At 70.2% G+C, this 23,370-nt stretch carries 17 protein-coding genes; 10 read left to right on the forward strand and 7 right to left on the reverse strand.

Annotated elements, in window-relative coordinates; translation table 11 throughout:
* Positions 1 to 107 precede the first annotated feature (107 nt).
* Positions 108 to 2,588 carry a TonB-dependent receptor gene (locus H6726_21195; GenBank protein ID MCB9660174.1) on the forward strand — a complete coding sequence of 827 codons (2,481 nt, stop codon included), beginning with the start codon at positions 108 to 110 and terminating at the stop codon, positions 2,586 to 2,588.
* A complete protein-coding gene (locus H6726_21200) occupies positions 2,585 to 3,505 on the forward strand; it encodes a hypothetical protein (GenBank protein MCB9660175.1) in 921 nt (306 codons plus the stop codon). The genes H6726_21195 and H6726_21200 overlap by 4 nt, the downstream gene beginning before the upstream one ends.
* On the opposite strand, the gene H6726_21205 is transcribed toward H6726_21200, so the two are convergent.
* Genes H6726_21205 through H6726_21215 form a run of 3 tightly spaced genes read right to left on the reverse strand, consistent with a single transcriptional unit; the run spans position 3,480 to position 5,836 of the window.
* Positions 3,480 to 4,280 (reverse strand): glutathione S-transferase, encoded by an 801-nt coding sequence (locus H6726_21205; GenBank protein MCB9660176.1) that lies wholly within the window; start codon positions 4,278 to 4,280, stop codon positions 3,480 to 3,482. The two genes, H6726_21200 and H6726_21205, sit on opposite strands and share 26 nt — an antisense overlap.
* Positions 4,277 to 5,215: an alpha/beta fold hydrolase gene (locus H6726_21210; GenBank protein MCB9660177.1), complete on the reverse strand. Its 939-nt coding sequence runs from the start codon at positions 5,213 to 5,215 to the stop codon at positions 4,277 to 4,279. Before H6726_21210 ends, H6726_21205 begins: the two co-directional genes overlap by 4 nt.
* Before the next feature lie 45 nt (positions 5,216 to 5,260).
* Positions 5,261 to 5,836, reverse strand: coding sequence for a Crp/Fnr family transcriptional regulator (locus H6726_21215; GenBank protein ID MCB9660178.1), 576 nt, complete (start codon positions 5,834 to 5,836; stop codon positions 5,261 to 5,263).
* A gap of 103 nt (positions 5,837 to 5,939) precedes the next feature.
* On the opposite strand from H6726_21215, the gene H6726_21220 reads away from it, so the two are divergent.
* Positions 5,940 to 7,124, forward strand: a complete 1,185-nt coding sequence (locus H6726_21220; protein ID MCB9660179.1) for a hypothetical protein — start codon at positions 5,940 to 5,942, stop codon at positions 7,122 to 7,124.
* A 128-nt stretch (positions 7,125 to 7,252) separates the two neighbouring features.
* Here H6726_21220 and H6726_21225 read toward each other — a convergent pair whose 3' ends face one another.
* Complete coding sequence (locus H6726_21225) at positions 7,253 to 7,546, reverse strand: hypothetical protein (GenBank protein MCB9660180.1); 294 nt, start codon at positions 7,544 to 7,546, stop codon at positions 7,253 to 7,255.
* A gap of 142 nt (positions 7,547 to 7,688) precedes the next feature.
* On the opposite strand from H6726_21225, the gene H6726_21230 reads away from it, so the two are divergent.
* Together H6726_21230 and H6726_21235 are read left to right on the forward strand one after the other, a co-directional pair.
* A complete protein-coding gene (locus H6726_21230; GenBank protein ID MCB9660181.1) occupies positions 7,689 to 8,939 on the forward strand; it encodes an ammonium transporter in 1,251 nt (416 codons plus the stop codon).
* A gap of 155 nt (positions 8,940 to 9,094) precedes the next feature.
* On the forward strand, positions 9,095 to 14,554 hold the full coding sequence (locus H6726_21235) for an AAA family ATPase (protein ID MCB9660182.1): 5,460 nt from the start codon (positions 9,095 to 9,097) through the stop codon (positions 14,552 to 14,554).
* Between the two features lie 31 nt (positions 14,555 to 14,585).
* On the opposite strand, the gene H6726_21240 is transcribed toward H6726_21235, so the two are convergent.
* From H6726_21240 to H6726_21250, 3 genes are all read right to left on the reverse strand, one after another.
* Positions 14,586 to 16,427 (reverse strand): hypothetical protein, encoded by a 1,842-nt coding sequence (locus tag H6726_21240; GenBank protein MCB9660183.1) that lies wholly within the window; start codon positions 16,425 to 16,427, stop codon positions 14,586 to 14,588.
* A 20-nt stretch (positions 16,428 to 16,447) separates the two neighbouring features.
* Positions 16,448 to 18,235, reverse strand: a complete 1,788-nt coding sequence (locus H6726_21245) for a lipoxygenase (GenBank protein MCB9660184.1) — start codon at positions 18,233 to 18,235, stop codon at positions 16,448 to 16,450.
* Between the two features lie 176 nt (positions 18,236 to 18,411).
* On the reverse strand, positions 18,412 to 19,347 hold the full coding sequence (locus tag H6726_21250) for a hypothetical protein (protein MCB9660185.1): 936 nt from the start codon (positions 19,345 to 19,347) through the stop codon (positions 18,412 to 18,414).
* A 202-nt stretch (positions 19,348 to 19,549) separates the two neighbouring features.
* Between H6726_21250 and H6726_21255 the strand changes: the two genes are divergently transcribed.
* From H6726_21255 to cyoE, 5 genes are all read left to right on the forward strand, one after another.
* Positions 19,550 to 20,593 (forward strand): hypothetical protein, encoded by a 1,044-nt coding sequence (locus H6726_21255; protein MCB9660186.1) that lies wholly within the window; start codon positions 19,550 to 19,552, stop codon positions 20,591 to 20,593.
* Positions 20,593 to 21,102: a hypothetical protein gene (locus tag H6726_21260; GenBank protein MCB9660187.1), complete on the forward strand. Its 510-nt coding sequence runs from the start codon at positions 20,593 to 20,595 to the stop codon at positions 21,100 to 21,102. Before H6726_21255 ends, H6726_21260 begins: the two co-directional genes overlap by 1 nt.
* Positions 21,099 to 21,590 (forward strand): SRPBCC family protein, encoded by a 492-nt coding sequence (locus H6726_21265; GenBank protein ID MCB9660188.1) that lies wholly within the window; start codon positions 21,099 to 21,101, stop codon positions 21,588 to 21,590. Before H6726_21260 ends, H6726_21265 begins: the two co-directional genes overlap by 4 nt.
* Positions 21,591 to 21,764: 174 nt before the next feature.
* Complete coding sequence (ssb, locus tag H6726_21270) at positions 21,765 to 22,319, forward strand: single-stranded DNA-binding protein (GenBank protein MCB9660189.1); 555 nt, start codon at positions 21,765 to 21,767, stop codon at positions 22,317 to 22,319.
* A 168-nt stretch (positions 22,320 to 22,487) separates the two neighbouring features.
* The gene (gene cyoE / locus H6726_21275; GenBank protein ID MCB9660190.1) at positions 22,488 to 23,369 is read left to right on the forward strand and encodes a protoheme IX farnesyltransferase; all 882 of its coding nucleotides are present in this window, start codon (positions 22,488 to 22,490) and stop codon (positions 23,367 to 23,369) included.
* The last annotated feature ends 1 nt before the right edge of the window (position 23,370 follow it).

Here is a 23,370-nt window from a genome sequence, read left to right on the forward strand (position 1 = left end):
ATGCCCGCTCACGACACTGCCGTTCAAACAAAATCACTCGGACCGCAGACGGTCGCGCTCGTGAAAATCAATGAACGCAACGTCTTGGTGTGGGCACGACTCATTCGATGAACGACCCCACGAAAGATTCGCCCACGCGGCGCTTGCTGGTGAGCGCCGTGAGCCTCGCCGCGCTGCTCGTCGCGCCCATCGCGTCCGCCGACAGCCCCGCGCCAGTGCTCGTCCCTCCGCGCCTACTCGAGGCCGTCGACCCCGAGATCACGGACGAGCAGCGCACGACGCTGACGGTGCCGAGCGTGCTGCTCGAGCTGCAGCTCGACACCGAAGGCGCCGTCGCCGACGCGCGCGTACTCGAAGGTTCCGGCGTCGCGGAAGTGGACGCGTCGGTGCTGGCCGCGGCGGCGCGGCTGCGCTTCGAGCCCGCGACCCAAGATGGCGTGCCCATCCCCGCGGTGATCGCGTTCCGATTCTCGCTGCTGCCCGCCCTCCCACCGTCTCCCGAGGCTGGCGAACCCGCCCGGTCGCCAGGCGAATCCGCGTCGACGGGCCCATCGACCACGACCGACCCTGCCTCCACCACCGCACCCGGCGCGCCGCAGACCTCCGCGACGGCGTCAGCCGCGCGGGCGACCTCGGTGCCCGACGACCTCGAGGTGGCCGACATCGAGGTCGAGGTCCGCGGCGAGGCCCCTCCTCGTGAGGCGACCCGTCACGCCATCGAGGGGGTCGAGGTCCGACGCATCCCAGGTACGAACGGCGACGCCCTGCGCGCGATCGAGACCATGCCCGGCGTGGCGCGCCCCCCGGGCTTCGAAGGGCTCCTCGTGGTACGCGGGTCGGCTCCCCAAGACACCCAGGTGTTCGTGGACGGTGCGTTGATCCCGCTCGCCTACCACTTCGGCGGCATCTCGTCCGTGGTCCCCTCGGAGCTCCTCGAGCGCCTCGAGTTCCGCCCTGGCAACTTCGGGAGCGAATACGGTCGTGGGATGGGCGGCGTCGTCTCGCTCGACCTGCGCTCGCCGCGGCGTGAGGGGTTTGCAGGCATCGTGCAGGTGGACGCGCTCGACGCGCGCTTCGTCGTGGAAGGCGCGCTGGGCGAGCGCACCCGCTTCATGCTCGCCGGACGACGATCGTGGGTGGACGCGTGGCTCGGGCGGGTGTTCGAGGGGAGCGGGACGCGTGTGCGCACCGCGCCCGTCTACTGGGACTGGCAGGCGATCCTCGAGCACGACGTCAACGCGCGCACCACGGTGCGGCTCATGTTCATCGGCGCGGACGACCGCATCGCGCTGATCGTCGACGCCCCCGACGCGCAGGACCCCGAGTTCGGCGGTGCGCTCTCGGGTCGCACGGCCTTCACGCGTCTCCAGCTGCGCGTCGACTCGCGTCTGCGTGAGGGGCTGCGCTGGACGCAGGCGATCACCTTCGGGACCGAGGCGCTCAGCCTGCGGGTGGGCGACAACTACGCGCTCGCGGACACGTACACGCTGCAGGGGCGCTCGGAGGTGCGCGCCTCGCTCGGGCGCGCCGCCACGGTCGTCGGTGGGCTCGACGTCCTGTGGGCCAGCTACGACGTCTCCCTGCGCCTCGCGCCTTATCCGACGGCCAACGAGACCCCGGGCCCCAACTTCGGGCGACCGGCCCGGGTCGTCGAGGCGCAGCCCCGCACCTTCCGACCAGGTGCTTACGCACAGCTGGAGCTCACCCCCACGCCCGGGCTGCGCCTGATGCCCGGGGTGCGCGTGGACTACGCGCAGGACAACGGCCGCGTCACGGTGGACCCGCGCTTTGCTCTGCGCTGGGACGTCGTGAGCGCCCCGCGACGCACCACGCTCAAGGCCGCCGCCGGCCTCTATCATCAACCTCCGCAGCCGGTTGAGAGCTTGCTCGACCGTGCGTTCACGGTGCGCAGCAGCGCGTCCACGCACCTCAGCCTGGGCGTCGAGCAGCAGCTCACCTCGCACTTCGACGTCTCGCTCGAGGGGTTCTGGAAGCGCTTCGACGACCTGCCCGTCGCCCGCGGCGCGGACACGGACAGCGTGATCGGCGTGCGCTTCGACAACGCGGGCGAGGGGCGCGCCTATGGCGGCGAGCTGATGCTGCGCTACCGCCCCGGGGGAGGACCCTTCTTCGGCTGGCTCGCGTACACGTTGTCGCGCAGCGAGCGGCGCGACGGGAGCCACGGTCCGTACGAGACGATGGAGTGGGACCAGACGCACATCGTCAGCGCGGTGGGGAGCGTGGACCTCGGGCGCGGCTGGTCGCTGGGCGGGCGCTTTCGCTTCGTCACGGGCGCCCCACACACCCCGTACGTGGGCGGCGTGGTCGACCTCGACGCCGGCGCCTACGAGCCGGTCACGGACCAGGCTGCGTTCTCGGGGCGGCTCGCGTCGTTCCATCAGCTCGACCTGCGGGTCGACAAGACCTGGACCTTCGAGGCCATGCGGCTGACGGCCTACCTCGACATCCGCAATGTCTACAACCGATCCAACCCGGAAGGCATCCACTACAACTTCGACTACACGCAGTCGGCGCCCATGGCTGGGTTGCCGTTCCTGCCGGTCATCGGTCTGCGAGGTGAGCTGTGAACCACCGTGCCGCGTGGCGTGCGCTGAGCGCTGCCCTTCTCCTATCCGCGGGGCTGCCCTCGTTCCTCTCCCTCGCTGCATGCGCGGGCGACTTCGAGCCCGGTTCGCACCTCGGCTCCCTGCGTTTGCTGGCGGTGCGCGCCAGCGAGCCCATCGCCCACCCGGGGGAAGACGTGCTGCTCGAGGCGCTCCTGTACGACCCCGAGGGCGCACCCCGCGCGTGGGGCTGGGCGACCTGCACGCACCCGAGCGGTTCCACCGCGCAGGCGTGCATGGAAGCGTTGGACGAGGAGTCCTGGGTGCTCGGCACGGACCTCGACGTCCACCACGTGACCATCCCCGCCGACTTGCTGGCGTCCGTTCCGAGCAGCGCGCGCGACGCCGTCTACGTGGGCATCCTGGTGGCGGTGTGCCCCGGGAGCTTCGTCGACGGGGACACGCATGGTGTCCCCGTGGCGTGCGCTGCGAGCGACGGGCGTCGGCTCGAGCTCGACGAGCTGCAGGTGGGGTTCAAGCGCATCCGCGTGCGCGCCGAGGACCGCAACGCGAACCCCGCGATCACCTCGCTTAGCTGGGCGGGGCGGAGCTGGCCCGAGCTCACCGTGGAAGAGGCCGCGGCGTGCGATGGTGCGACCTACGAAGACTGCCCCGCCGCGCTGCGTTACACCATCGAGGTCGCCGTGACCCCGCCCGAGACGGGTGAAGACGAGCTGGGTGCGCCGTTCCACGAGCAGGTGATCGTGCAGTACTACGCCACGCACGGCCGCTTTCGCGACGAGGTGCGGACCGGCGACGAGCCCGAGACGAGCTGGGTGGCTGCCGACACCGTCCCCGGCGACGTGGTCACGTTCTACGTCGTGGTACGCGACGATCGAGGGGGCACGGCGTTCCTCACGCGGGAGCTCGTGGTGCGCTGACGGACCCCTCGGCCGGTGCAATCCGCACGCGCGCCGCGGCGTCGGACGCCGCGTACAGGCGGTCCCGCCAGCCCACCAGGTCCGCGAACTCGTCGGCCAGCCCCACGTGTGTCCAAGCCGCTCGCTGGGCGGGCAGCAGGCGTACGCGAGGATGCGAGACGGGCGCGACCCCTTGGAGCAGCGTCGCAGCCAGGATGTCGCAGGCGCTGAACGCGTCTCCGCGGAGGTGCTCGCGACCAGAGAGCGCGCCACGCAGGTCGGTCAGGACGGCTCGCAGCGTCGCCTCGTGGCGTGCGCCGTCGCCCAGGTCCGCGCCGTACTTTCGCGCCACGAAGCGTGCACCCAGCGCCCCAGCCGGCTTCATCAGATGCGCGAGCGGCCCGGGTGCGAGCGGCAGGACGCTCTCGCGCAGGGCCTCGGGGTCCGCCAGGATCGCTGCCGTGACGCGCGCTCTCGTCGCGGCGAGGCCGACCTCGACACGGCTCGCCCAGCGCTCGGTGTCTGGCGCGGAGGCCCCCAGGGAAGGTCCACCGCCATGCGCATCCGCGAAGCGCATGATCTCCACCGAGTCCCGCACGACGCCGCCCGGGTGGACCAGCAGCGGGACGGACACGCGCTCTCCGCGCGGCGCCCGCGCCCGCAACCGCAGCGCGGGCTCCCCGACCATGGGGACGTGCTCGCGGTAGCGGTATGCGATGCCGTGGTGCGCGAGGGCCCAACGCGCACGCTCCGTCCACGGCGAGTAGCTCAGCCCGACGAGGGTCAGCTGGCTCATCGGAGGTCTCCATGCGCGGCGACAGCCAGCGCCCGCGTCCCCACGGGTTCGGCGGCGTGGAGGGTGGGTGCCACATCCAGCTCGCCCGTCAGCACGGAGCGAACGAACGCGCCCACGCGCGCCGCAGCGTGCTCGGGGGTGCGCGGCCAGCGGTTGTGGACGTTCTTCGAAGGCAGCCCCTCCCAGACCTCCCGCACCACGCGTCGCTCGCGCAGCTTGGTCAGCGCGTGCTCCACGGCGGCCTCGGGCGCCAGGTCGTCGCCGACGATACGCAGGGCCAGCACGGGCGCCCGCCCGGCGCCCATCACCGCCTCCCCGTCGAAGCCCTCGAACATGTAGCTCCCAGTGCGCGCCAGCTGTGCCCACTGCCTGATCAGGCCCCGCGCCTCGCGCCCTCCAAAGCCGACGCGCTCGCCCGGGAAGTAGCCGAGGGCCGCCGCGAGCGCCGTGCTGACCGTCGTCAACACGCGAATGCGCAACGCTGCGGCACCCTCCCAGGCACGCCAGAAGGGCGTCCCGGATGCCACCAGGGCCACGCCGTGTACGCCGGGATGCAGCCCCGAGTCCAGCAGCGCCACCTGGCCGCCGATGGAGTGCCCCAGCCAGAACACGGGCGCGCCCGGCACCCACGCGCAGGCCGCCGCGCGCGCCGCCGCCGCGTGGGCCGCCACCTCGGGGTAGCCCCAGTCGACGCCGCGCGCCGCTCGAACGGGGCTCGCGCCGTGTCCAGGCACGTCGATCGCAGCGGCGTGCAGTCCCTCACGCACGAGGGCGCTCACCAACGGCGCGTAGTACGCGGCCCGCAGTCCGAGGGCTGGCAGGACGAGCACCAGCGGAGCCTCGGGGGAGGCCGCCAGGTGGAGCGTCTCGTCCTGGCGCCCGCCGAGCGTGTCGAAGGAGAAGGGGCGCGTGGCCTCGGGTGTCGCAGCGTCCATGCGCTCACCCTAGCGGCGAGCCGCCCGCCACGACATTGACATCCGTCAAGAACGGCCGGCTCGCGCGGCGCGCACGCGGCTCAGCGACTCTGGGGCCACACCCAGGTACGACGCGACGTGATAGCCCGGCATCCCGCGCACGATCTCGGGCTCCATGTGGGCCACGAAGAACTCGTAGCGCTCTGCCGCCGTCTTCCACTGGAGCATCCGCAGGCGCCGCTCCATCGACAGGTAGTGCCGCTCGGCGAGCACGCGCCGCATGCGCTCGGCCAGCGCACCGGGGTGGTCGCGCTCGAAATCGACCACGCGCGCTCGGGCGCCCTCCACGGGGGTCACCGCCTCCACCGTCTCCTCGGCGGGCGCGCCCAGCACCAGGCTGCTCAGCGCCACGACCACTGACGGGGGACACAAGAATCGCAGGTTCACCTCACGCGCCTCGTGCAGGTAGTAGGCGCGCACCAGCCCAGCGCCGAGCACCACCAGCTCTCGGCACACCTGCCCCTCGGGAAAGATGGTCTCGCCCGCCGCGTAGCGCACGGGCGTGAGGTATGGCGAAAGCAGCGCGCGCTCCTCGTCCGAGAACACCAGGTGCGGAGCCACCAGGGACGACACGTCGGTCATGGTGCTCGCAGCGTAGCGAACCTGGCCCCGACGACGAAGGGGGACGCGGCCCCCGAGAGGGCGCTATGCTCCGCCGACTCGCACAACACGAACGGAGCGTGAGATGGCTGGCGGTGGCGGCGGTGGAACGACATGGGTGAAGATCCTCGGGCTCGGGCTCGGGCTGCTCACGCTCTCCCACGGGCTGGTCGCGGCGAACGTCGAGGTCGGATTGCTGCACCCGGCGCTGCTCGCCATAGGCGGTCTGATGGTCGTCTTCGGTTCGTGCGAGGCGATGATCCTGTGCGTCGAAGGCATCGCCGCCCGCATGCGGTGGAACCCCTTCGTGGCTGGCAGCATGGCCGGCATGGCGGGCAACATCCCCGAGCTGATCATGCTGGGCTTCGTGTTGGCCGCGAAGCCGCGGCTGGGGTTCATCGTCGTCGCCATGACGCTCCACGTCGGTGCCATGGCGTTTGGGCTGTACAGCGCGCTGTTGCCGCGTGACGCGTCGGGACAGGCCCGTCTCCCGGAGCCGCTGGTGAAGCTCTCGACCGATCAGTTCGCAGGAGCGGCCGGGATCTACTTCGCGACCGGGCTCATCATGGTGTTGCTCCGCAGCTTCGGCGCGGGCAGCCACGGCGGCGAGGGGCTCGGCCCGTCGGACCTGTACATCATCGGCGCGCTGCTGCTGCTGGTGCAGGCGGTGGGCACCGTGGAGCTGATCAAGCGTTTCGGGACCACCCCTGATCGGGGTGAGTGGGTGAGCAGCGTCGAAGAGGCCGAAGAGGCGGACGAAGCGCCGGTCCCAATGGGGCGTATCGTTGCGTTTGGGGCCCTCGGTCTCGGCACCTCCGTCATCGGGGGCCACGCGGTGGGCGACTTTGCCGACATCTTGGTGTTGCGTCTCGCGGAAGCGGGGTACTCCGAGATGGTGGGTGCGTTGGTTCTCTCCATCTTCGCCTGCGCGGGCGGCTACATCATGATCGCCTCGGCCCACATGCGCGGCATGTACGACCTCGCGCTCGCGAACGTGTCGGGCGCCATCACACAGAACGCGGTCCTGGTCATGCCCGTCGCGCTCATCATGCTCGCCGCGTTCTCGCAGGTTGGGGTGATCGCGGCCCTCCCCAACGGCGCGGTCTTGCCCATCGACCTCGAGACCACCTCCGTGGTGCTGCTCTTGTTCCCGCCGCTGCTCATCTTGTGGAAGGCAGTCAAGGACGACGGGCGCGTCAGCTGGTCGGAGAGCGCAGCCATGGTCGCGGTGTTCGGGCTGACGCTCTACTTCCTCGCCGAGCACGGCTGACCCCCGACCCCGGCGCAACGAGCCCACCTGTAGGTGCATCGACCAGTACGAGTCGGAGGTGAACGGCCTCCGTACCGCGGCGGTCATGGGCGAGGCCGTCCTTCCGCTCACACCTCACCGGGACGGGCTCAGTCCGTCCGCGGTGGGAGCTGCGCGGGGGGCAGGTCGGGCTGCTCTCGGTCGGGCACGAAGAAGCAGATGCCGATCCACACGATGGACAGCACGAACGCCGGCAGCCCCAGCGGCTTGGGGTAGCCCTTGCCCTCGAGGTACACGGAGCAGCCCCAGGCCATCATCAGGCCCCCGGCGGCGCCCACCCCGTACTGCACCACGAGGATCTCGCGCCCAAGGTACGCCGCGATGTGCAGCGCGAGCCCGAGGCCCATCCACTTGTAGCCAACCTGTGCGGTGCCGGGGATCACCGCCCGCGTATAGCACGCCCCATCGCTTTGTCCGAAAAGCAACGCGGCCGAAATCAGCCCGAAACACAAGCCGTCCAACCTCCCCCTCGGAACGCTGAACGCTCGCGCCCTCCTGTGCGCAGAGTGGATAGGAGAAATTCGGATGGATGCGATCAACGGGGCGGACACCGCCTGGGTGCTGGTTTCGTGCGCGCTGGTGCTGCTGATGACGCCGGGTCTGGCGCTCTTCTACGGCGGCATGGTCAACAGCCGCAACGTGCTCTCGACCTTCATGCACAGCTTCATCGCGCTGGGCGTCATGACGGTCCAGTGGGTGGTCATCGGCTACTCGCTGGCCTTCGCGCCCGACGTGGGCGGCGGATGGCTCGGAGGCCTCGACTACGTGCTGCTGCACGGCGTGGCTCACGACGCGGTGCGCGACGGGACGACCATCCCGCACATCCTCTTCATGGCGTTCCAGATGATGTTCGCCATCATCACGCCCGCCCTCATCTCGGGAGCCATCGCGGAGCGCATGAAGTTCCGCTCGTACCTCGTGTTCATCGTGATCTGGGCGACGCTGGTCTACGACCCCCTCTGCCACTGGGTGTGGGGACCAGATGGCTGGCTCGGTGCGCGTGGCGCGCTCGACTTCGCGGGGGGGACGGTCGTCCACCTCAGCTCCGGCGCCGGCGCCCTCGTGGCCGCCATCGTGGTGGGCAAGCGCAAGCGCCCCTCGCCACCTCACAACCTGACCATGACGCTCACGGGCGCCGGGCTCCTGTGGTTCGGTTGGTTCGGGTTCAACGCCGGGAGCGCGCTGTCCTCGGGTGCCTCGGCGGCGCTCGCCCTCGTCAACACGCACATCGCTGCGGGCGCTGCGGCCTGCTCCTGGGTGCTCGCCGAGCGCGTCAAGCACGGCAAGGCCACGGCCCTGGGTGCAGCCTCGGGTCTCGTCGCGGGCCTCGTCGTCATCACCCCCGCGGCAGGCTTCGTCACGCCTCAGAGTGCGCTCATCATGGGCCTCGTCGCGGGTCCCGTCTGCTACGGGGCGGTGCTGCTCAAGAACCGCTTCGGGTACGATGACGCCCTCGACGCGTTCGGGGTCCACGGCGTGGGCGGCTTCCTGGGCGCCGTGCTGACGGGTGTCTTCGCCGTGGCGGCCCTCACGCCCAGTGGCGACGCCAAGGGCCTCCTCGAGGGGGAGACCCACCTCTTCATCGAGAACGTCCTCGGCGTGGTCGTCGCCGCCATCTACTCCGGCGTCGTGACCTTCGTGGTCCTCAAGGTCATCGAGAAGACGATGGGCCTGCGCGTCGAAGACGAGCAGGAGTTCGAGGGCCTCGACACCGCGCTCCACGGCGAGAAGGGCTACCTCTTCGGCGGCGCGGGGGCGATGGCCACGGAGGAGTAGCCCGTCCCTGTCGAGGGCTTGAAACCGCAGTGATACCGGGGTGCAACACGCGCCAGCGCCCCGGAATTGCGTTGACCTGGGGCGACCCACGCGAGCATTCTGGGGGTTACCACCTAGAGACGCCTCCGCGGCCAAGAGACCCACGGGTCGACCCCATGCACCTCGACTTCGCCGAGCTCGACAAGATCTACGACGCCGGGCGTACCACCGTCTACAGCGGGCTCGTGCTGCCGGACGGTCGGCGCGCCGTCGTGAAGACCATCCGCGACGCCTTTCCCTCCCGTCGTGTCGTCCGTGGCTTGCGCCAAGAGCATCGCTTGCTCGAGTCGCTGGACGTCCCCGGGGTCGTCAAGACCTACGGGCTGGTGGAGCAGGACGGCTGGCTGGGCCTGCTCCTCGAGGACTTCGGCGGCGTGTCGCTAGCCAGCGCCTGCCGTGGCCGCCGGCTGAACGTCGATACGTTCCTGGAGGTCGCCATTGGCGTGGCGGACGCGCTCGCCAGCGTCCACGCGGCCGGCATCATCCACAAGGACGTCAGCCCCAGCAACATCGTCTGGAACGTCGACACGGGCGCCGTGAAGCTCGTGGACTTCGGCATCTCGGTGCGCGCCTCCCACGACCGCGCCGCGCGCGACCCGGGCGAACTCGAGGGCACGCTCGCCTACATGGCGCCGGAGCAGACCGGTCGGACGCACCGGCGCATCGACTGGCGCACGGATCTGTACGCCCTCGGCTGTTCGCTCTACGACGCGCTGTTGGGCCGCCCGCCCTTCGACTCGGACGACATCCTCGAGCTGGTGCACGCCCACCTGGCGGTGGCCCCGCGGCCGGCGCACGAGCTGGATCCCTCCGTGCCGCCCGCGCTGTCCGACGTGTTGCAGTGCCTGCTCGCGAAGAACGGCGAGGACCGCTACCAGAGCGCCTTCGGCCTCGCAACGGACCTGCGGCGCATCCGCGACAGCCTCGACAAGACGGGGCGCTGCGACAGCTTCCCCCTCACAGTGGCCGCGGCACCCAACCGCTTGGAGGCTCCGGACAAGCTCTACGGGCGCGAGCGCGAGCTGACGTGGCTACGCGAGCGCTTCCGCGACGCTGCGCAAGAGGGAGCCAGCCTGTGCCTCGTGTCCGGCTACTCGGGCATCGGCAAGACCGCCCTCGTCGAGCACGCCGAAGCCGAGAACGTCGCGCAACAGGGCACGTACGTCGCGGGCAAGTTCGACCAGTTCAAGCGTGGCGTGCCGTACGCATCGCTCATCGCCGCGTTCGAGCAGCTGGTCGGTCAGCTCCTCGCCCAGTCGGCCGAAGTGAGCACGGTGTGTCGCGACCGCATCCTCGACGCCGTGTCCCCCAACGCGCAGGTGCTCGTCGACGTCATCCCCGACCTCCGCCTCCTGCTCGGCGACCAGCCGCCCGTCGCGGAGCTGCCAGCGGCCGAGGCCGAGAACCGCCTGAACGTGGTGCTGGGGCGGTTCGTGCGCGCCCTGCCCGACCCGGGGCGGCCGTTCGTCATCTTCCTGGACGACCTGCAGTGGGCCGATCTTCCGTCGCTGCACGCGATCGGGCGCTTCGTGACGGACCCACAGGCGCGGCAGCTGCTGATCGTCGGGGCGTACCGCGAGAACGAGGTCGGGGCGGCGCACCCGTTGCGCGCCGTGATCGAGCGCGTGCGTGAGGCTGGGCGCCTGAGTGAGCTGCACATTGGCCCCCTCACGCGCGAGGACACGGGGGCGTTGGTGAACGACGCCCTCGGTGGGGCCGTGGGCGCGGCGGCGGTCGCGGACATCTGCTACGAGAAGACCGCGGGCAACCCCTTCTTCCTCAACCAGTTCCTGCAAGGGCTGTACGCGCGGGGCCTGGTGCGCTTCGACTACGACGCAGGGGCTTGGGCCGCCGACCTCGACGGTCTGCGCGCGGAGGCCTTCACGGACAACGTCGTCGAGTTCATGAGCGAGAAGGTTGGCACGCTCGAGGGGTCCGCACAGCGCGCGCTGGCTGTCGCGTCGGTCATCGGCAACCACTTTCGACTCGATCAACTCGGGGCGTTGCTGGACGAGAGTGGGGACGGGGTGGCCACGGGCGAGCTGCTGGAGGAGCGCGCGCTCGAGGCGTTGGACGCGGCGCGCGCGTTGGGTCTCGTCTACGTGGAGTCCGGCGAGGCCGCAGCGGGGCGCTTCTCCCACGACCGGGTCCAGCAGGCGGCCTACGAGCGATTGGCCAAGGACGAACGCGAAGCCGTGCACCTACAGCTGGGCCGCACGCTGGTCGCGGCGTACCGCGACGGCGAGGAAACACTGCTCTTCGACGCCGTGACACACCTCAACCACGTCCCGGGCGACGCGTTGCCCGCCAGCGAGCGCAGGCCCCTCGCCGAGCTCAACTTGAGAGCTGCGCGTCAAGCTCGGGCGGCGAGCGCCTATCACGTCGCGCTGGCGTTCGCTCAGGCGGGCCTCGCGCGGCAACCCAAGGACGGTTTCGCGACCGACTACAGGCTCACCGCCGACCTGCACCTCGAGGCGGCCGAGGCCGCGTTCCTCACCGGCGATTACGCGACGATGGAGCGGGAGCTCGACACGCTGCTGCGCGGCGCCCGGGACGTGTTCGACGAGGTACGCGCGTACGAGATCCGGGTCGACGCCAAGAACGCACAGAACGATCTCGTGGGTGCCATGCAGGCTTGCCTCGACGCCCTCGGCAAGCTGGGGGTGCCGCTGGACGTCAAGCCTTCGCAGGGCGCCGTCATCGCGCAGCTGGTGCGCACCAAGCTCGCGCTGCGTGGCAAGAGCGTCGAGGCTCTCTCGGCTCTCCCCGCGTCCAGCTCGCGTCACGACCAGGTGGCCTCGCGCCTGCTCATGTCGCTCATCGGGCCCGCCTACTACGCGTCGCCCAACCTGCTGCCCATCGCCGCGTTCACGGTCGTGCGACTCGCGCTCGAGAAGGGCGTCGGGGCGGAGTCGGCCACGGCGTTCTCCTTGTACGGGCTCGTGCTCTGCACGCTGTCCGACTTCGAAGGGGCCTACCGCTACGGCCAGGTCGCCATCGCCATCGCCGACCGCTTCGATGGCACGCGGCACGCGACGCGCGCGCGGCACCTGTACAACACCCACATCCGTCTGTGGAAGGAGCCCTGGATCCGCTCGGCCGAGGCGCTGTCTGCGACGCACGAGCACGCGTACGCCAACGGCGACTTCGAGTACGCAGCCTTTTCGGGCTTCATGCGCGGTGCGCTGCTGGGCGCCACCGGCCGTGACCTCCAGGACGTCACGGAGTACATGGCCAAGGCCGCCGCCGCGCTGGCCGAGATGCAGCAGAACACCAGCGGACTGACGCTCGGCATCGTCCGCCAGGCAGCCCTCAACCTGCGCGCCACGCCGGCTGGCGCAGAGCCCTACGAGCTGCGCGGCGAAGCCTACGACGAGCGCGTGTCGGTGGCGCAGCACCGCGACGCCAGCGACACCACCAACCTCTACTGCTACCTGACCACGCGCATGCGCCTCGCCTACTTCTTCGGCGAGATCGACGTGGCGCTCGCGGCCGCGCAGGAGTCGGCGCCGCTGGAGGCGGGCGCCGCGGCCACCTTCTTCGTGCCGGATGCCTATTTCTACGAGTGCATGACGCGCGCCGCAGCGGAGCCGACCATGACCCCGCTGGCGCGGGCCAAGAGCCGCGCTCGCGTGATGCTACTCCAGCGCAAGCTCGCCAAGCTCGCCGACGCAGGCCCGGCTACGATCATGCCGCGTGTCGACATGATCGCGGGTGAGCTGGCCCGCGTTCGGGGTGCGACCGGCGATGCGCTCGAGGCCTTCGACCGCGCCTCGCGCGGCGCGCGTGACCAAGGCCACACGGACCTCGAGGCGCTGGCGCTCGAGCTGGCGGGTCGCCTACAGCTCGAGCAGGGCAACACCATCCTCGCGCACACGTACCTGCGCGCCGCGCGCGCCGCGTACGAGCGCTGGGGCGCGCTCGAGAAAGTGCGCGCCTTGGTCGAGACGTATCCCTTCGCGGGTCACGGGCCCTACGCCGAGCGGGGCGCCACCAAGAGCGTCACCAGCACCAACGAGCACGGCGCTGTCCTCGACCTCGAGACGGCCACTCGCGCGTCGCGCGCGATCTCCGAGGAGATCGTCCTCTCTCGACTGCTGGAGCGACTGCTGCGCGTGGTGGTCGAGAACGCGGGTGCCGAGCGCGCCGTCCTGGTCCTTCTCCGCGGCGACGAACCGCAGGTCGTCGCGAGGCTGGACTTCGCGGACGGTGAGCCCGAAGTCAGCCACGGTCAGGGGGAGCCTCTCGAGGCGTCCATGGCGCTCTCGCTCGGCATCGCCCGCTGGGTCCTGAAGTCGGGGCGCTCGGTGGTGCTGGAGGACGCGGCCAGGCGTGGCGACTTCCAGCAGGACGCCTACGTCCGCGCGCGTCAGCCCCGTTCGATCCTGTGCGCGCCCATCGAGTACCAGGGCACCCTGCGCGGGCTGCTCTACCTCGAGAACAACCTCGCACGCGGCGCCTTCACCAGCGACCGCATCGAGATGCTGCAGCTGCTCACCGCGCAGGCGGCGGTCTCCATCGAGAACGCGCAGCTCTACGACAACCTCGAGCTCAAGGTGGCCGAGCGCACGCGTCAGCTCGAGCTGCGCAACGAGTTCATCCGCAAGACCTTCGGTCGGTACGTCAGCGACGACGTGGTGGACTCCATCTTGGACGAGCCCGGCGGGCTCGAGCTCGGCGGCGAGCTGCGGCGCGTGTGCGTCGTCATGGCCGACCTGCGTGGCTTCTCCACGGCAGCCAGCGCCCTTCCGCCGCAGGACGTCCTGCGCCTCATCAACCACTTCCTCGAGGCCATGACCGAGGTCATCGTCGAGCACGGCGGCACCATCGACGAGGTCCTCGGTGACGGTCTGCTGGTGCTGTTCGGCGCCCCCGTCGCGCGGCCGGACGACGCGGACCGCGCCGTGGCCTGCGCCATCGCCATGCAGACGGCCATGGGGACGGTCAACGCGCGCAACGCGGCGCTGGGGCTGCCTCAGCTACAGGTCGGCATCGGTATCCACACCGGCGAAGCGGTCGTGGGCAACCTCGGCAGCGACAAGCGCGCCAAGTACGGCGTCGTCGGTACGGTCGTGAACCTGGCGGCGCGCATCGAGAGCCTCACCACAGGGGGTCAGGTGCTCATCTCGAACGAGACACGGGAGGCGGTCAGCGCTCCCCTCGAGCTCCACGAGGGAACGACGTTCCAGCCCAAGGGGGCCGCTGCTCCCCTCACCGTCTACGACGTGTTCGCCATCGGCGCGCCTTTCGACAAGAGCATTGCGCGCGTCGAGCACGCGCTGGTGGACGTGGACCCGTTCAGGGTGGGGTACGCCGTGGTGACTGACGTGGACGCTGGAGAGCCACGCGAGGGCCGCGTCCTGGCGCTCTCGCCGGTGGACGCGCTCATCACAGCGCAGGCGCGTCCGGACGTGCTCCGTGACGTGTGTATCGACGTGCCCACGCCCCACGGGGACGTGCGGGTCTACGCCAAGGTCGTGGCGCATCCCGCGGACGGTCAGTTCCTCGCCCGCATGACGGCCATCCCGTCGGCCGCCGCCAGTAGCCTCGCCGAGCGCAGGAGCGCGACGGCCTGAGAGGTCTCTGCGATGGCGCAGAGCAGGAGCGTCAGACCGTGATGCTCTGTGCCGTGCGTGACGGCGTGACCTGGTCGTACGGGAACGGGCGCTGCGTGTTGCGCTCGGCGATCTCTCGGTCGATCGCGGCCAGCTGCTCTCGGAAGCGCTCCGCGAGATCACGCGCGAACGGGTCCGCGAAGTAGTTCGCGCCGTAGTAGCCGAGCCGGTTTACCAACAGGCCGCTGATGGTCCAGTAGTCGCCCATCTGTCCGAGCGCCTTGTGCAGCGGCGGGAGCATGTCGAGGAACTCGGCGTGGGTGGCGGGGCGCGCCGTCGGGGCCACCGCGTAGGCCGCCAGCGGCATCCCCGCGACGAAGCCCATGTAGGGGAACACCGAGTAGTTGATGGCATTGTGGTAGGTCGTCGCGCGTTCGATGACGTTCGCGACGAACCGGCCCGCCTGTTGACGGGTGTGCACCTCGGGCACGCCGCGCACGCGACCGCCGTCCTCCGCCCCCAGCTCGGCCACGAAGGCCTGCAGCTCGCGGTCCGTCCGCACGGCCTCGTCACTCGCGTAGTAGTGGTCCACATAGGCCTGCGCAAACTCGAGGATCGCGGCCCAGCAGGAGAGCTCGTCGTCGCGGAACGGGTGCACCGGCAGCGCGCGCGTGTCGGCCAGGCCCAGCTTCTGATAGCGCTTGTCGGGCGACTCGCTGTCCCAGTCGAAGGCGTCGAGCGCGCGATGCAGCACGATGAACGTGCCGGTGAAGTTGTTCGACTGCAGCGTGACGGTCACGCCCCCCGGGTTGATGGTGGAGTCCTGCGTGATCTCGTTGGTCGCCAACGTGTACGCGACGTGTGGCTCGAGCAGCACGCGCAGCGGGTGCGCTGGCGCCAGGTTGCGGAACAGGCACAGCGTGACCGACTCCATGATGATGTGGCACAGCCCCAGGTGCCTGACGATGCCGTGGTCGTGCGTGTCCGCCACCTGCAGCACCATCTTGGCCATCTGCCACTTCACGCCGTCGAACGGTCCGAAGACGGGTGCTTCGACCGGGTCGTGCTGTTGGTAGCATTGCACCGCGATGGGCATCAGCCCCGCCTCGCGCGAGCCGTGCGCCGGCAACCAGGCGAAGAGCCCGAGCGGTGCCCAGAGGTACTTGCGGCGCCGCCCGCTGTCCCACGTCCCCGCGGGCACGCCCTCGAGGATGCTGTAGTCGGTCAAGAACAGCTGGCCGTCGTCCGCGAGCTTCTGCAGCGTCGTTGGAGGCGCGCCGAACCAGCGCAGCGCGCGGTCCAGGAACGCGTCGTCCACGGGGAAGCGCTCGCCCAGGTCGGCCAGCGAGGCGCGCCGAATGACCACGGGGTTACAGCCCGCCAGGCGCTGGTAGGCGAAGAACCAGTCCTCCGCCCACACCTTCGCCACCGCGGGCTCGGCGGTCGTCACGAAGAGCCGATGGTAGTCCTCGAGCGTGAGCGGCCAGCGCTTGCTGTCCGGCAGGTCAGAGGGGGCCGTCAGCTCGTGCGTCAGCTCCCGCGTGAGCTGCACGACGGAAGGACACACGCGTTCGGCGACATCGTAGACGGCGCCGCGCGCCGACTCGGGGACCAGAGCGCGGAAGGTGTCGAGACCGTAGGTGGTCACGGCCGACGCCCCGTCCGTCGCGCGCATGCGCAGCTCCGCCAGCGCTTGATTCAGGCCCGACTGGAGCTTGAGCTCCGTCACCTTGGCCAGCACCTCCAGCGAGAACTGGTCCTGGACGGGGACCTCTGCCGCAAACGGCAAGTTCTCGAACGAGTAGTCGAAGCGGTACGTCTCACGCGCTGCAGCGAGCGCTGCCAAGCGCCGCGCGGGTGCGGGATCGTCGTCGGGGAGAGTGGGTAGCACCACGGACGGCTCCATGTGGGCGCTCAGATATGGATGCTCTGGGCGACGTTGGAAGGGAAGAGGTACGGGTAGGAGATGGGGCGGCTGCGGTCGCGTCCCTGGCTGTCGGTCTCGACCTTCGCGAGCCGCTCCTTGAAGCGGCGCAGCACGGGCACCACACGCAGGTCGTGGAAGTGGCAGACGGGGTAGTCACCGAGGTGGTTGTAGCGAATGCCCGACAGCAGGTAGAGCAGGTTGATCTGCCCTGCAGCCTGCGAGTACGTCGGCAACATCTCGAGGTACTCTCGGTCGAAGTCGACGACGCGCCGCGACCGTGCGTCGGGAGGGAGGTCTCGATACGCCGCCGCCGGCATCGAGGGGACGTAGCCCATGAACGGCCACTGCGTGTAGTTGAGCGCCGAGTGTTGGGCGCTGGCGGTGAAGATGAAGAAGGTGAGCAGGTCGACCAGCTCCTCGCGCGTCTCGGGCGGCGTGATGGACGGCAGCCGCGCGCCGTCTTCGGCCGCGAGCTCGCGCGCCCACGCGGCCAACTCGGTGTCGCCCCGCACGGCGTCGGCGTCGCGGTAGTAGAGCGCCACGTACTCGCCCACGAAGCGCTCGATGGCGTCCCAGATGCCGAGGGCATCGTCGCGGTAGGGGTAGAGAGGCAGTCGCAGCGTGTCACGTACGCCGCGCGCCTCGAGGTCGGCCTCGAGCGCCAGCTCCTTCCAGCTGAACCCCTTCAAGGTCTTCGCGACCACGCCGAGGAAGCCGTCGATGGTGGGTGAGATGTACTGCTCCACCTGCCCGCCCGGGACGATCAGGTGGTGCTTCGCGAAGTCGTTGATGGCCAGTGTGAAGCGGCAGTGCGGCGTGAGCAGCGCGAACAGCGGGTGCCGTACCGACAGCTGCCTCTCGGTCGCGAGCGTGACGGCCTCCATGACCAGATGCGTCAGCCCTAGGTGGGCGCGTGCCTCGTGCCACGCGAGATCAGCCACCTGCACCGCCGTCTTGGCGAGGATCCACTCGGCGGGCTTCGACGGATCCGTGACAGGCGAGTCTCCCGCCTGGCGCTCTTGGATGGCGATGGGCATCAGGCGCGCCGGGTGGCGCCCGAGCGGTGGGAACCAGCAGAACAGCGCGATGGGCGCGAAGAGGTACTGCGGCACGCCCAACCACGACCCGTTCGGGACATCGGCCAGGAGGCAGTAGTCGGCGACGAAGAGCCTCCCCCCCGCGAGCGCTTGGTCGAACGAGGGCCCATCGTACGAGGTCCCGTAGTGGTGCCGCGCGGCGGTCGCGAACTGCGTCGCGGTGAACCGATAGTGCTCGGGCAGAGACGAGAGCGCGCGCAGCACCATCGGGTTGGCGCCCGCGACGCGCTGCCAAGCGAACGCGAAGTCGTCTTGATACTGACTGGCGATGGAGGGACGCTCGATGGTCGCGTAGAGCTCGTTGTACCCGATGACCGTCGCCGGTCGGTCGTCCCGCATCATGCGCGCGTTCGTGCTCAGCTGGGACCCCATCACCGCGCCGAGATCGGCGGGGCTCAGCAGGGCGCGCGCGGCGGTGGCCAAGAAGCTCAGCCGTCGGTTCGCCTCGGAGTCCTCGCGCACGCCGTCCGACGCAAGCCCGTTCTCGAACGTCTTCATCTGGATCGCGACGATGTGCGCCGCGAAGCACGCCGTGAACTCCTCCCCAGGTGGCAGCGAGCGCGCGACCGCGATGCCAGGCGGGTACGCGTAGTCGTAGTGGTAGAGTTCGCGCTTGAAGGCGAGGCCATCACTTCGTTCTCGCGCGTCGCGGTCGGACTGGGGAAGGCTTGGGCCCATGACGTCGTCAGCCTACCGCAGCGGTGCCAGCAATGGGTGAAGTTTTTGGCCCGCGACGGACGAGAGCCAGCGCCTGTCAGCCCCTGAAACAAGCGTCATAGGTGATTTCACCCATGTGTTGCCGCGCGAGATGCCCCGACGAGTCGAGGGCGGGCGGGAGCATCGCGGCGCGCCTCTCAGAAGCCCGGATTACGCACCAGGGTGTGACTGCTGCGACGTCCGGACGACGACGACGACGAAGACGTGCTGCTGGCCGTGGAGCGCATGGTCGACCCGCTGCGGGGCTCGGTGGCGGCCCGTGGTGTCGGCTCGGGTTCGGGTTCCGGCTCGGGTTCGGGTTCGGGTTCGGGTGTGGCCTCGGCCGCCGCAGGGGACTCGGGCTCTGGCTCGGTCGGGGGCTCGGACGCCGGCTCGGGCGCGCGCGTGTCGGTGAGGGGCGCGGCAGATGTCCTCGGGTCGAGCTGGACGACCAGCTCGAGCGGGCCCCGCGTGATGAACACCTGGCGCCACGAGCCCCGGCCCGGCACCTGGACCTCGACCGCATGACGGACGCCCGCGCGCACCGTGAGGTCCGCGTGGCTCACGGGTCGCCCGTCCAGCTCCACCTCGGCGTCGCCGGGCAGGCCGGTCAGGACGAGCGGTACCCGCTCCGGGTCGACCGTCGGCTCTGCGCGCGGCTCGCCCCGGTGCGCCAACGTCCAGATCCCTATCCCGACCGCGAGCAGGACGGCGGCCGCGAGCACCCAGCGGATGTCGACGACATCCCGGTCGTCTCCATCGTCCTCGCTCGAGGGGGTACCGGTGGAGCGCGCCTTGGACGCGCCCGACACTTCGATCTCGGGGTCGCTCGGCTCGTCCGGGATCTGCGGCGGGGCCAGGGACGGGGTCTCTTTGGGGGCGGGCGGGGGGCCCAGCGCAGGCGGGGGTGCCGGTGGGGCCGGCGCCTTCGGGCCCCCACTCAGGGGCGCCAGGCGTGGCACCACCACGTGCTGGAGGGCCTCCTGTGGGGGAGGCGGAGGAGTCGAGGAGGGGGTGCTGACGGGCTTGACCGATTCCTCGTCCAGCACGTCCACATCGCTCAAACTGATCCGCTCGTCGGAGTCGCGGCTCACTGGTGTCCTCGGGTTTCGGGATAGATCACCAGGGCCAACGCTGCGACCCTGAAAGTTTATAGTGAGGCTTGCGGCCCAGTGACCACATGGGCTACCTAGGTTGCACATTGTAGGCTCACGGCGGCTGAAAAGTCACCCTACTGACGAAATGTGCGAGAGTTCTCTAGGCTGAACCCCGCAGCCAGACATGGAGTCCCCAGTCGTGCGTACGGTACCCCTGACATTTCACACCTCTAGCGGTCTTCTCATCGCCTCGCTCCTGACCGCGCTCGGCCTGCTGGTGAGTGTGCCCGTTGCCCGCGCGCAGCCAGCGTCCGAGCCGACCGAGGAGCAGATCGAGGCGGCGCGGCAGCTCTTCGCGGAGGGGCTCGCGCTCTCGGACGCCTCCGAGTGGCAGGCGGCAGCCGCGGTGTTTCACGAGGTGCTCGCCGTCGTCTCCAGCCCGCCCGTGCTGTTCAACCTGGCCCACGCGCTCGTCGAACTGAACCAGTTCGATGAGGCGGACGAGCTCATCGAGCGCATGCTGGCGGATGGGGAGACCGACCGCGACCTACGCAGCCGCGCGCGCGACCTGCGCACGCGGATGGACCGCAACGGCGGTCGCTTGACCCTCACCGATGGGGGGCTGCCCGCCAACAGCAGCATCCTGCTGGACGGGCGCCCGCTGGACGCCTCACGCGTGGGGCAGGCGCTGCGTGTCAGCCAGGGCACCCACCGCGTCACCGCCACCGATCAGGCGGGGGCCGAGATCTCCGCGTCGGAGGTCTACATCGCCCGACGCGCTCGGCAGAGCGTCGTGGTCACCGCCGACCAAGCCTTGATCGCTCGCAACGCGGAGCAGGCCGCCGCAGCCGCGCAGGCCGAAGCGGCGGCGCGCGCCGAAGCCGCCGCCGCGCGGGCCGCTGCCGACGCGGAGCTCGCCGAGCTACAGCGCCAGCACGCTCAGTGGGAGGCGGACCGCGCTGCCGGCCGCGTGCCAGATGGCGAGAACCCCTTCGAAGTGCGTCGGGCCGAGCTGGAGCGTCAGCGTGCGCTGGACCTCGAGGAGCACCGGCGCGCGCAAGAGGCCGCCGAGCACGCTCCACGCGAGGACGTCCCGCTGCGTCGCGACTGGCGCCTGTGGCTCGTCGTCGGGTCGGTCGCCGCCCTGGCGATCGGCGTCGGCGCGGCGGTCGCCGCCACTCACGAGAGCACGCCCAACCGCGGCGCCCTCGGCAACTTCTCTCCTGGTCGGATCGAGTTCTGATGCACACGCTCTCTCGGCTCACCCTCGCGCTGTTCGCCGCCTTGGCGTCAGTCGTCGGCTTCGGCTGCTCCAGCTCCACCACCCTGACGCAGGTGCTGCTCGAGGTGGACACGGACATCTCCGCGCCTGCCACCATCGACGAGATCCGCGCCACCATCCGCAGCCCGTCGGGCGACACGCGCATCGCCTCTGCCGTCCTCGGCTTCGGCCAGCCGCTGCCGCCACGTACGCTGGCGATCACCCACGGTGATGGCGCTCTCGAGGGTTACGAGGTGGATCTCGACGGCCTCTCGCGCGGTGTGCTGGTTGTGTCGCGCACCCTGTCCTTCGACATGACCGAAGGCCAGATCCGACGCGTCTCCGTGTCGCTGGACCAAGCCTGCGTCGGTGTGCCATGCGCTGGGAGCACCACGTGTTCGGCAGGGACATGCGTGGCCCCGCACGTCGACTCCACACCGCTGTCGCAGGTTCACGACGCAGGCTCGTCCATGCTAGACGGCGGCACATGAAGCCTCTGCACGACTGCACGGTGGTCGGCCTCGACTACCTCTCCTCCGCACCCACGTCCATCACGGTCAAGGTCACTGCGCGCGCCACGCCCGCGCAGGTGTTCGCCGCGCTGGAAGACGCCGCGGCCTGGCCCAAGTGGGCCCCCGCCATCAAGAAGGTCACGTGGACCTCGCCGAAGCCCTTTGGGCTCGGGACCACGCGCACCGTCGACCTGGTGGGCAACATGGTGGCCGAGGAAGAATTCATCGGCTGGGAGCCCAACCGGCGCATGGCGTTCTACTTCGTGCGCACCAGCATGCCCGCGGACGCGTTCGCCGAAGACTACAACCTACGGGACCTCGGCGATGGGCGGACCGAGATCGCCTGGACCATGGCGATGACCCCGGCCAACGGGCGCCGCAATCCCGGCTTCGTCGACATCCTGATGCGCAAAAGCAACGCGTGGATGCTCGGACGCTTCGCCAAGCACGTCGAGCGCCGCGGCTGAGCGCGGACCCGAAACGGTCCGAAATTCGGGTGCCGGATTGATCGATGTCTCAGGGTGTGGCTAGGGTTCGCCCAGCAGCGTGTCTCCACGCAACGGGGCGCCACGGCGCACGACAACCTCCGCACCCCATCGACACGGACCTCGGGCCTGGCCCGGGCGGAACAGGAAAGCACCATGGCAGAAGGCCTCAATCGCGTCACTCTCATCGGCAACCTCGGACAGGACCCCGAGCTGCGGCACACCCAGGGCGGCGGCGCCGTCCTGACGCTGCGCGTGGCCACCACCGAGTCCTTCGCCAACCGCAACGGCGAGCGCCAGGAGCGCACCGACTGGCACACGGTCAAGCTGTGGGGCCGGCGGGCCGAGGCGCTGGCCAACATCCTCTCGAAGGGTCGGCAGATCTGCGTCGAGGGCCGCATCCAGTACTCCCAGTGGGAGGACAAGCAGGGTCAGAAGCGCACCTCCACGGAGATCAACGCCCAGAACATCATCCTCCTCGGTGGCCGGCGCGATGGCGGCGGTGACGTCGGTGGCGGCGGTGGGCGCGGCTACGGTGGCGGCGGTGGTGGTGGTGGTGGTGGCGGCTATGGTGGCGGCGGTGGTGGCTACGGCGGTGGCGGTGGCGGCGGCTACGACGACGACGGTGGCAGCTATGGTGGCGGTGGCGGTGGCGGCGGTGGCGGCGGGTTCCCGTCGGACGACTTCGGCGACGACGACATCCCGTTCTGAGCGAGAGGGCTGCTGCGCTGCGAGGCGGGCCACCGTGGCTTGACCTCGCCGCGACTTGCCGCCACATTCCCCCAGCTCACGCCGCCTCGCGGCCGCCTCGTGCTGGCTTCCGAGACGACCGCCACGTGACACCCCCCACGCGGGCGCCCCCGCGACCGGACCTCGACCATGCAGACCGCTGCCCTACAGCCCTCGTTCAGCGCCACGCTCCGCGACCTGATGGAGCTCGCCAAGCCGCGCATCACGCTCATGGTTGCCATCACGGCGGCTGGCGGCATGCGCCTGGCCCCCGGCGACGTGGAGCCGCTGCGCGCGGCGGTCATGCTACTCACCACCTGCATGGTGGTGGCCGGGGCCAACGCCCTCAACTGCTACCTCGAGCGCGACAGCGACCGCCTCATGCAGCGCACCGCGCGCCGGCCTCTGCCCGACGGGCGCATGCAGCCGCGCCTCGCCCTGGTGTTCGGTCTGGTGCTTGGGCTGGTGTCGGTGCCCGTGCTCACGCTGGCCATCAACCCGCTCACTGGGGCGCTCGGCGCCATCGCGCTGGTCAGCTACGTCGCCATCTACACGCCCATGAAGCAGTACACGCCGACTGCGCTGCTGGTGGGGGCGGTGCCGGGCGCGCTGCCCCCGCTCATGGGCTGGACGGCCGTCACCAACGGGCTCGAGGCGCCGGGCGTGGTGCTGTTCAGCATCCTGTTCCTGTGGCAGGTGCCCCACTTCATCGCCATCTCCATCTTCCGCCAGGAAGAGTACGAGCGGGCTGGTCTGAAGGTGCTTCCCAGCGTGAGGGGTCTGCGCACCTCCAAGCTGCAGGCGCTGCTGTGGACGGGCGTGCTCTTCATCACCAGCCTGCTGCTCGTGCCGCTGCGCGTCGCGGGGCTCGGCTATGCCATCACTGCGCTGGTCATGGGCGTCATGTTCCTCGCCGTCGCGTTCATGGGCCTGCGCGAGTCGGCGGGCGTCAAGTGGGCCAAGCAGCTCTTCGTCACGTCGCTCATCTACCTGACGGTGCTGTTCACCGCGCTCATGCTCGACGCCGCCTGAG

It is taken from the genome of Sandaracinaceae bacterium, assembly GCA_020633055.1.
GTDB lineage: Bacteria > Myxococcota_A > Polyangia > Polyangiales > Houyiibacteriaceae > JADJJE01.

Excerpts from the sequence above, each read along its gene's own strand:
- H6726_21195 (MCB9660174.1), top strand. The coding sequence starts at position 108 with ATGAACGACCCCACGAAAGATTCGCCCACGCGGCGCTTGCTGGTGAGC.
- H6726_21205 (MCB9660176.1), bottom strand. The coding sequence starts at position 4,280 with ATGAGCCAGCTGACCCTCGTCGGGCTGAGCTACTCGCCGTGGACGGAG.
- H6726_21210 (MCB9660177.1), bottom strand. The coding sequence starts at position 5,215 with ATGGACGCTGCGACACCCGAGGCCACGCGCCCCTTCTCCTTCGACACG.
- H6726_21215 (MCB9660178.1), bottom strand. The coding sequence starts at position 5,836 with ATGACCGACGTGTCGTCCCTGGTGGCTCCGCACCTGGTGTTCTCGGAC.
- H6726_21220 (MCB9660179.1), top strand. The coding sequence starts at position 5,940 with ATGGCTGGCGGTGGCGGCGGTGGAACGACATGGGTGAAGATCCTCGGG.
- H6726_21230 (MCB9660181.1), top strand. The coding sequence starts at position 7,689 with ATGGATGCGATCAACGGGGCGGACACCGCCTGGGTGCTGGTTTCGTGC.
- H6726_21235 (MCB9660182.1), top strand. The coding sequence starts at position 9,095 with ATGCACCTCGACTTCGCCGAGCTCGACAAGATCTACGACGCCGGGCGT.
- H6726_21245 (MCB9660184.1), bottom strand. The coding sequence starts at position 18,235 with ATGGGCCCAAGCCTTCCCCAGTCCGACCGCGACGCGCGAGAACGAAGT.
- H6726_21260 (MCB9660187.1), top strand. The coding sequence starts at position 20,593 with ATGCACACGCTCTCTCGGCTCACCCTCGCGCTGTTCGCCGCCTTGGCG.
- H6726_21265 (MCB9660188.1), top strand. The coding sequence starts at position 21,099 with ATGAAGCCTCTGCACGACTGCACGGTGGTCGGCCTCGACTACCTCTCC.
- ssb (MCB9660189.1), top strand. The coding sequence starts at position 21,765 with ATGGCAGAAGGCCTCAATCGCGTCACTCTCATCGGCAACCTCGGACAG.
- cyoE (MCB9660190.1), top strand. The coding sequence starts at position 22,488 with ATGCAGACCGCTGCCCTACAGCCCTCGTTCAGCGCCACGCTCCGCGAC.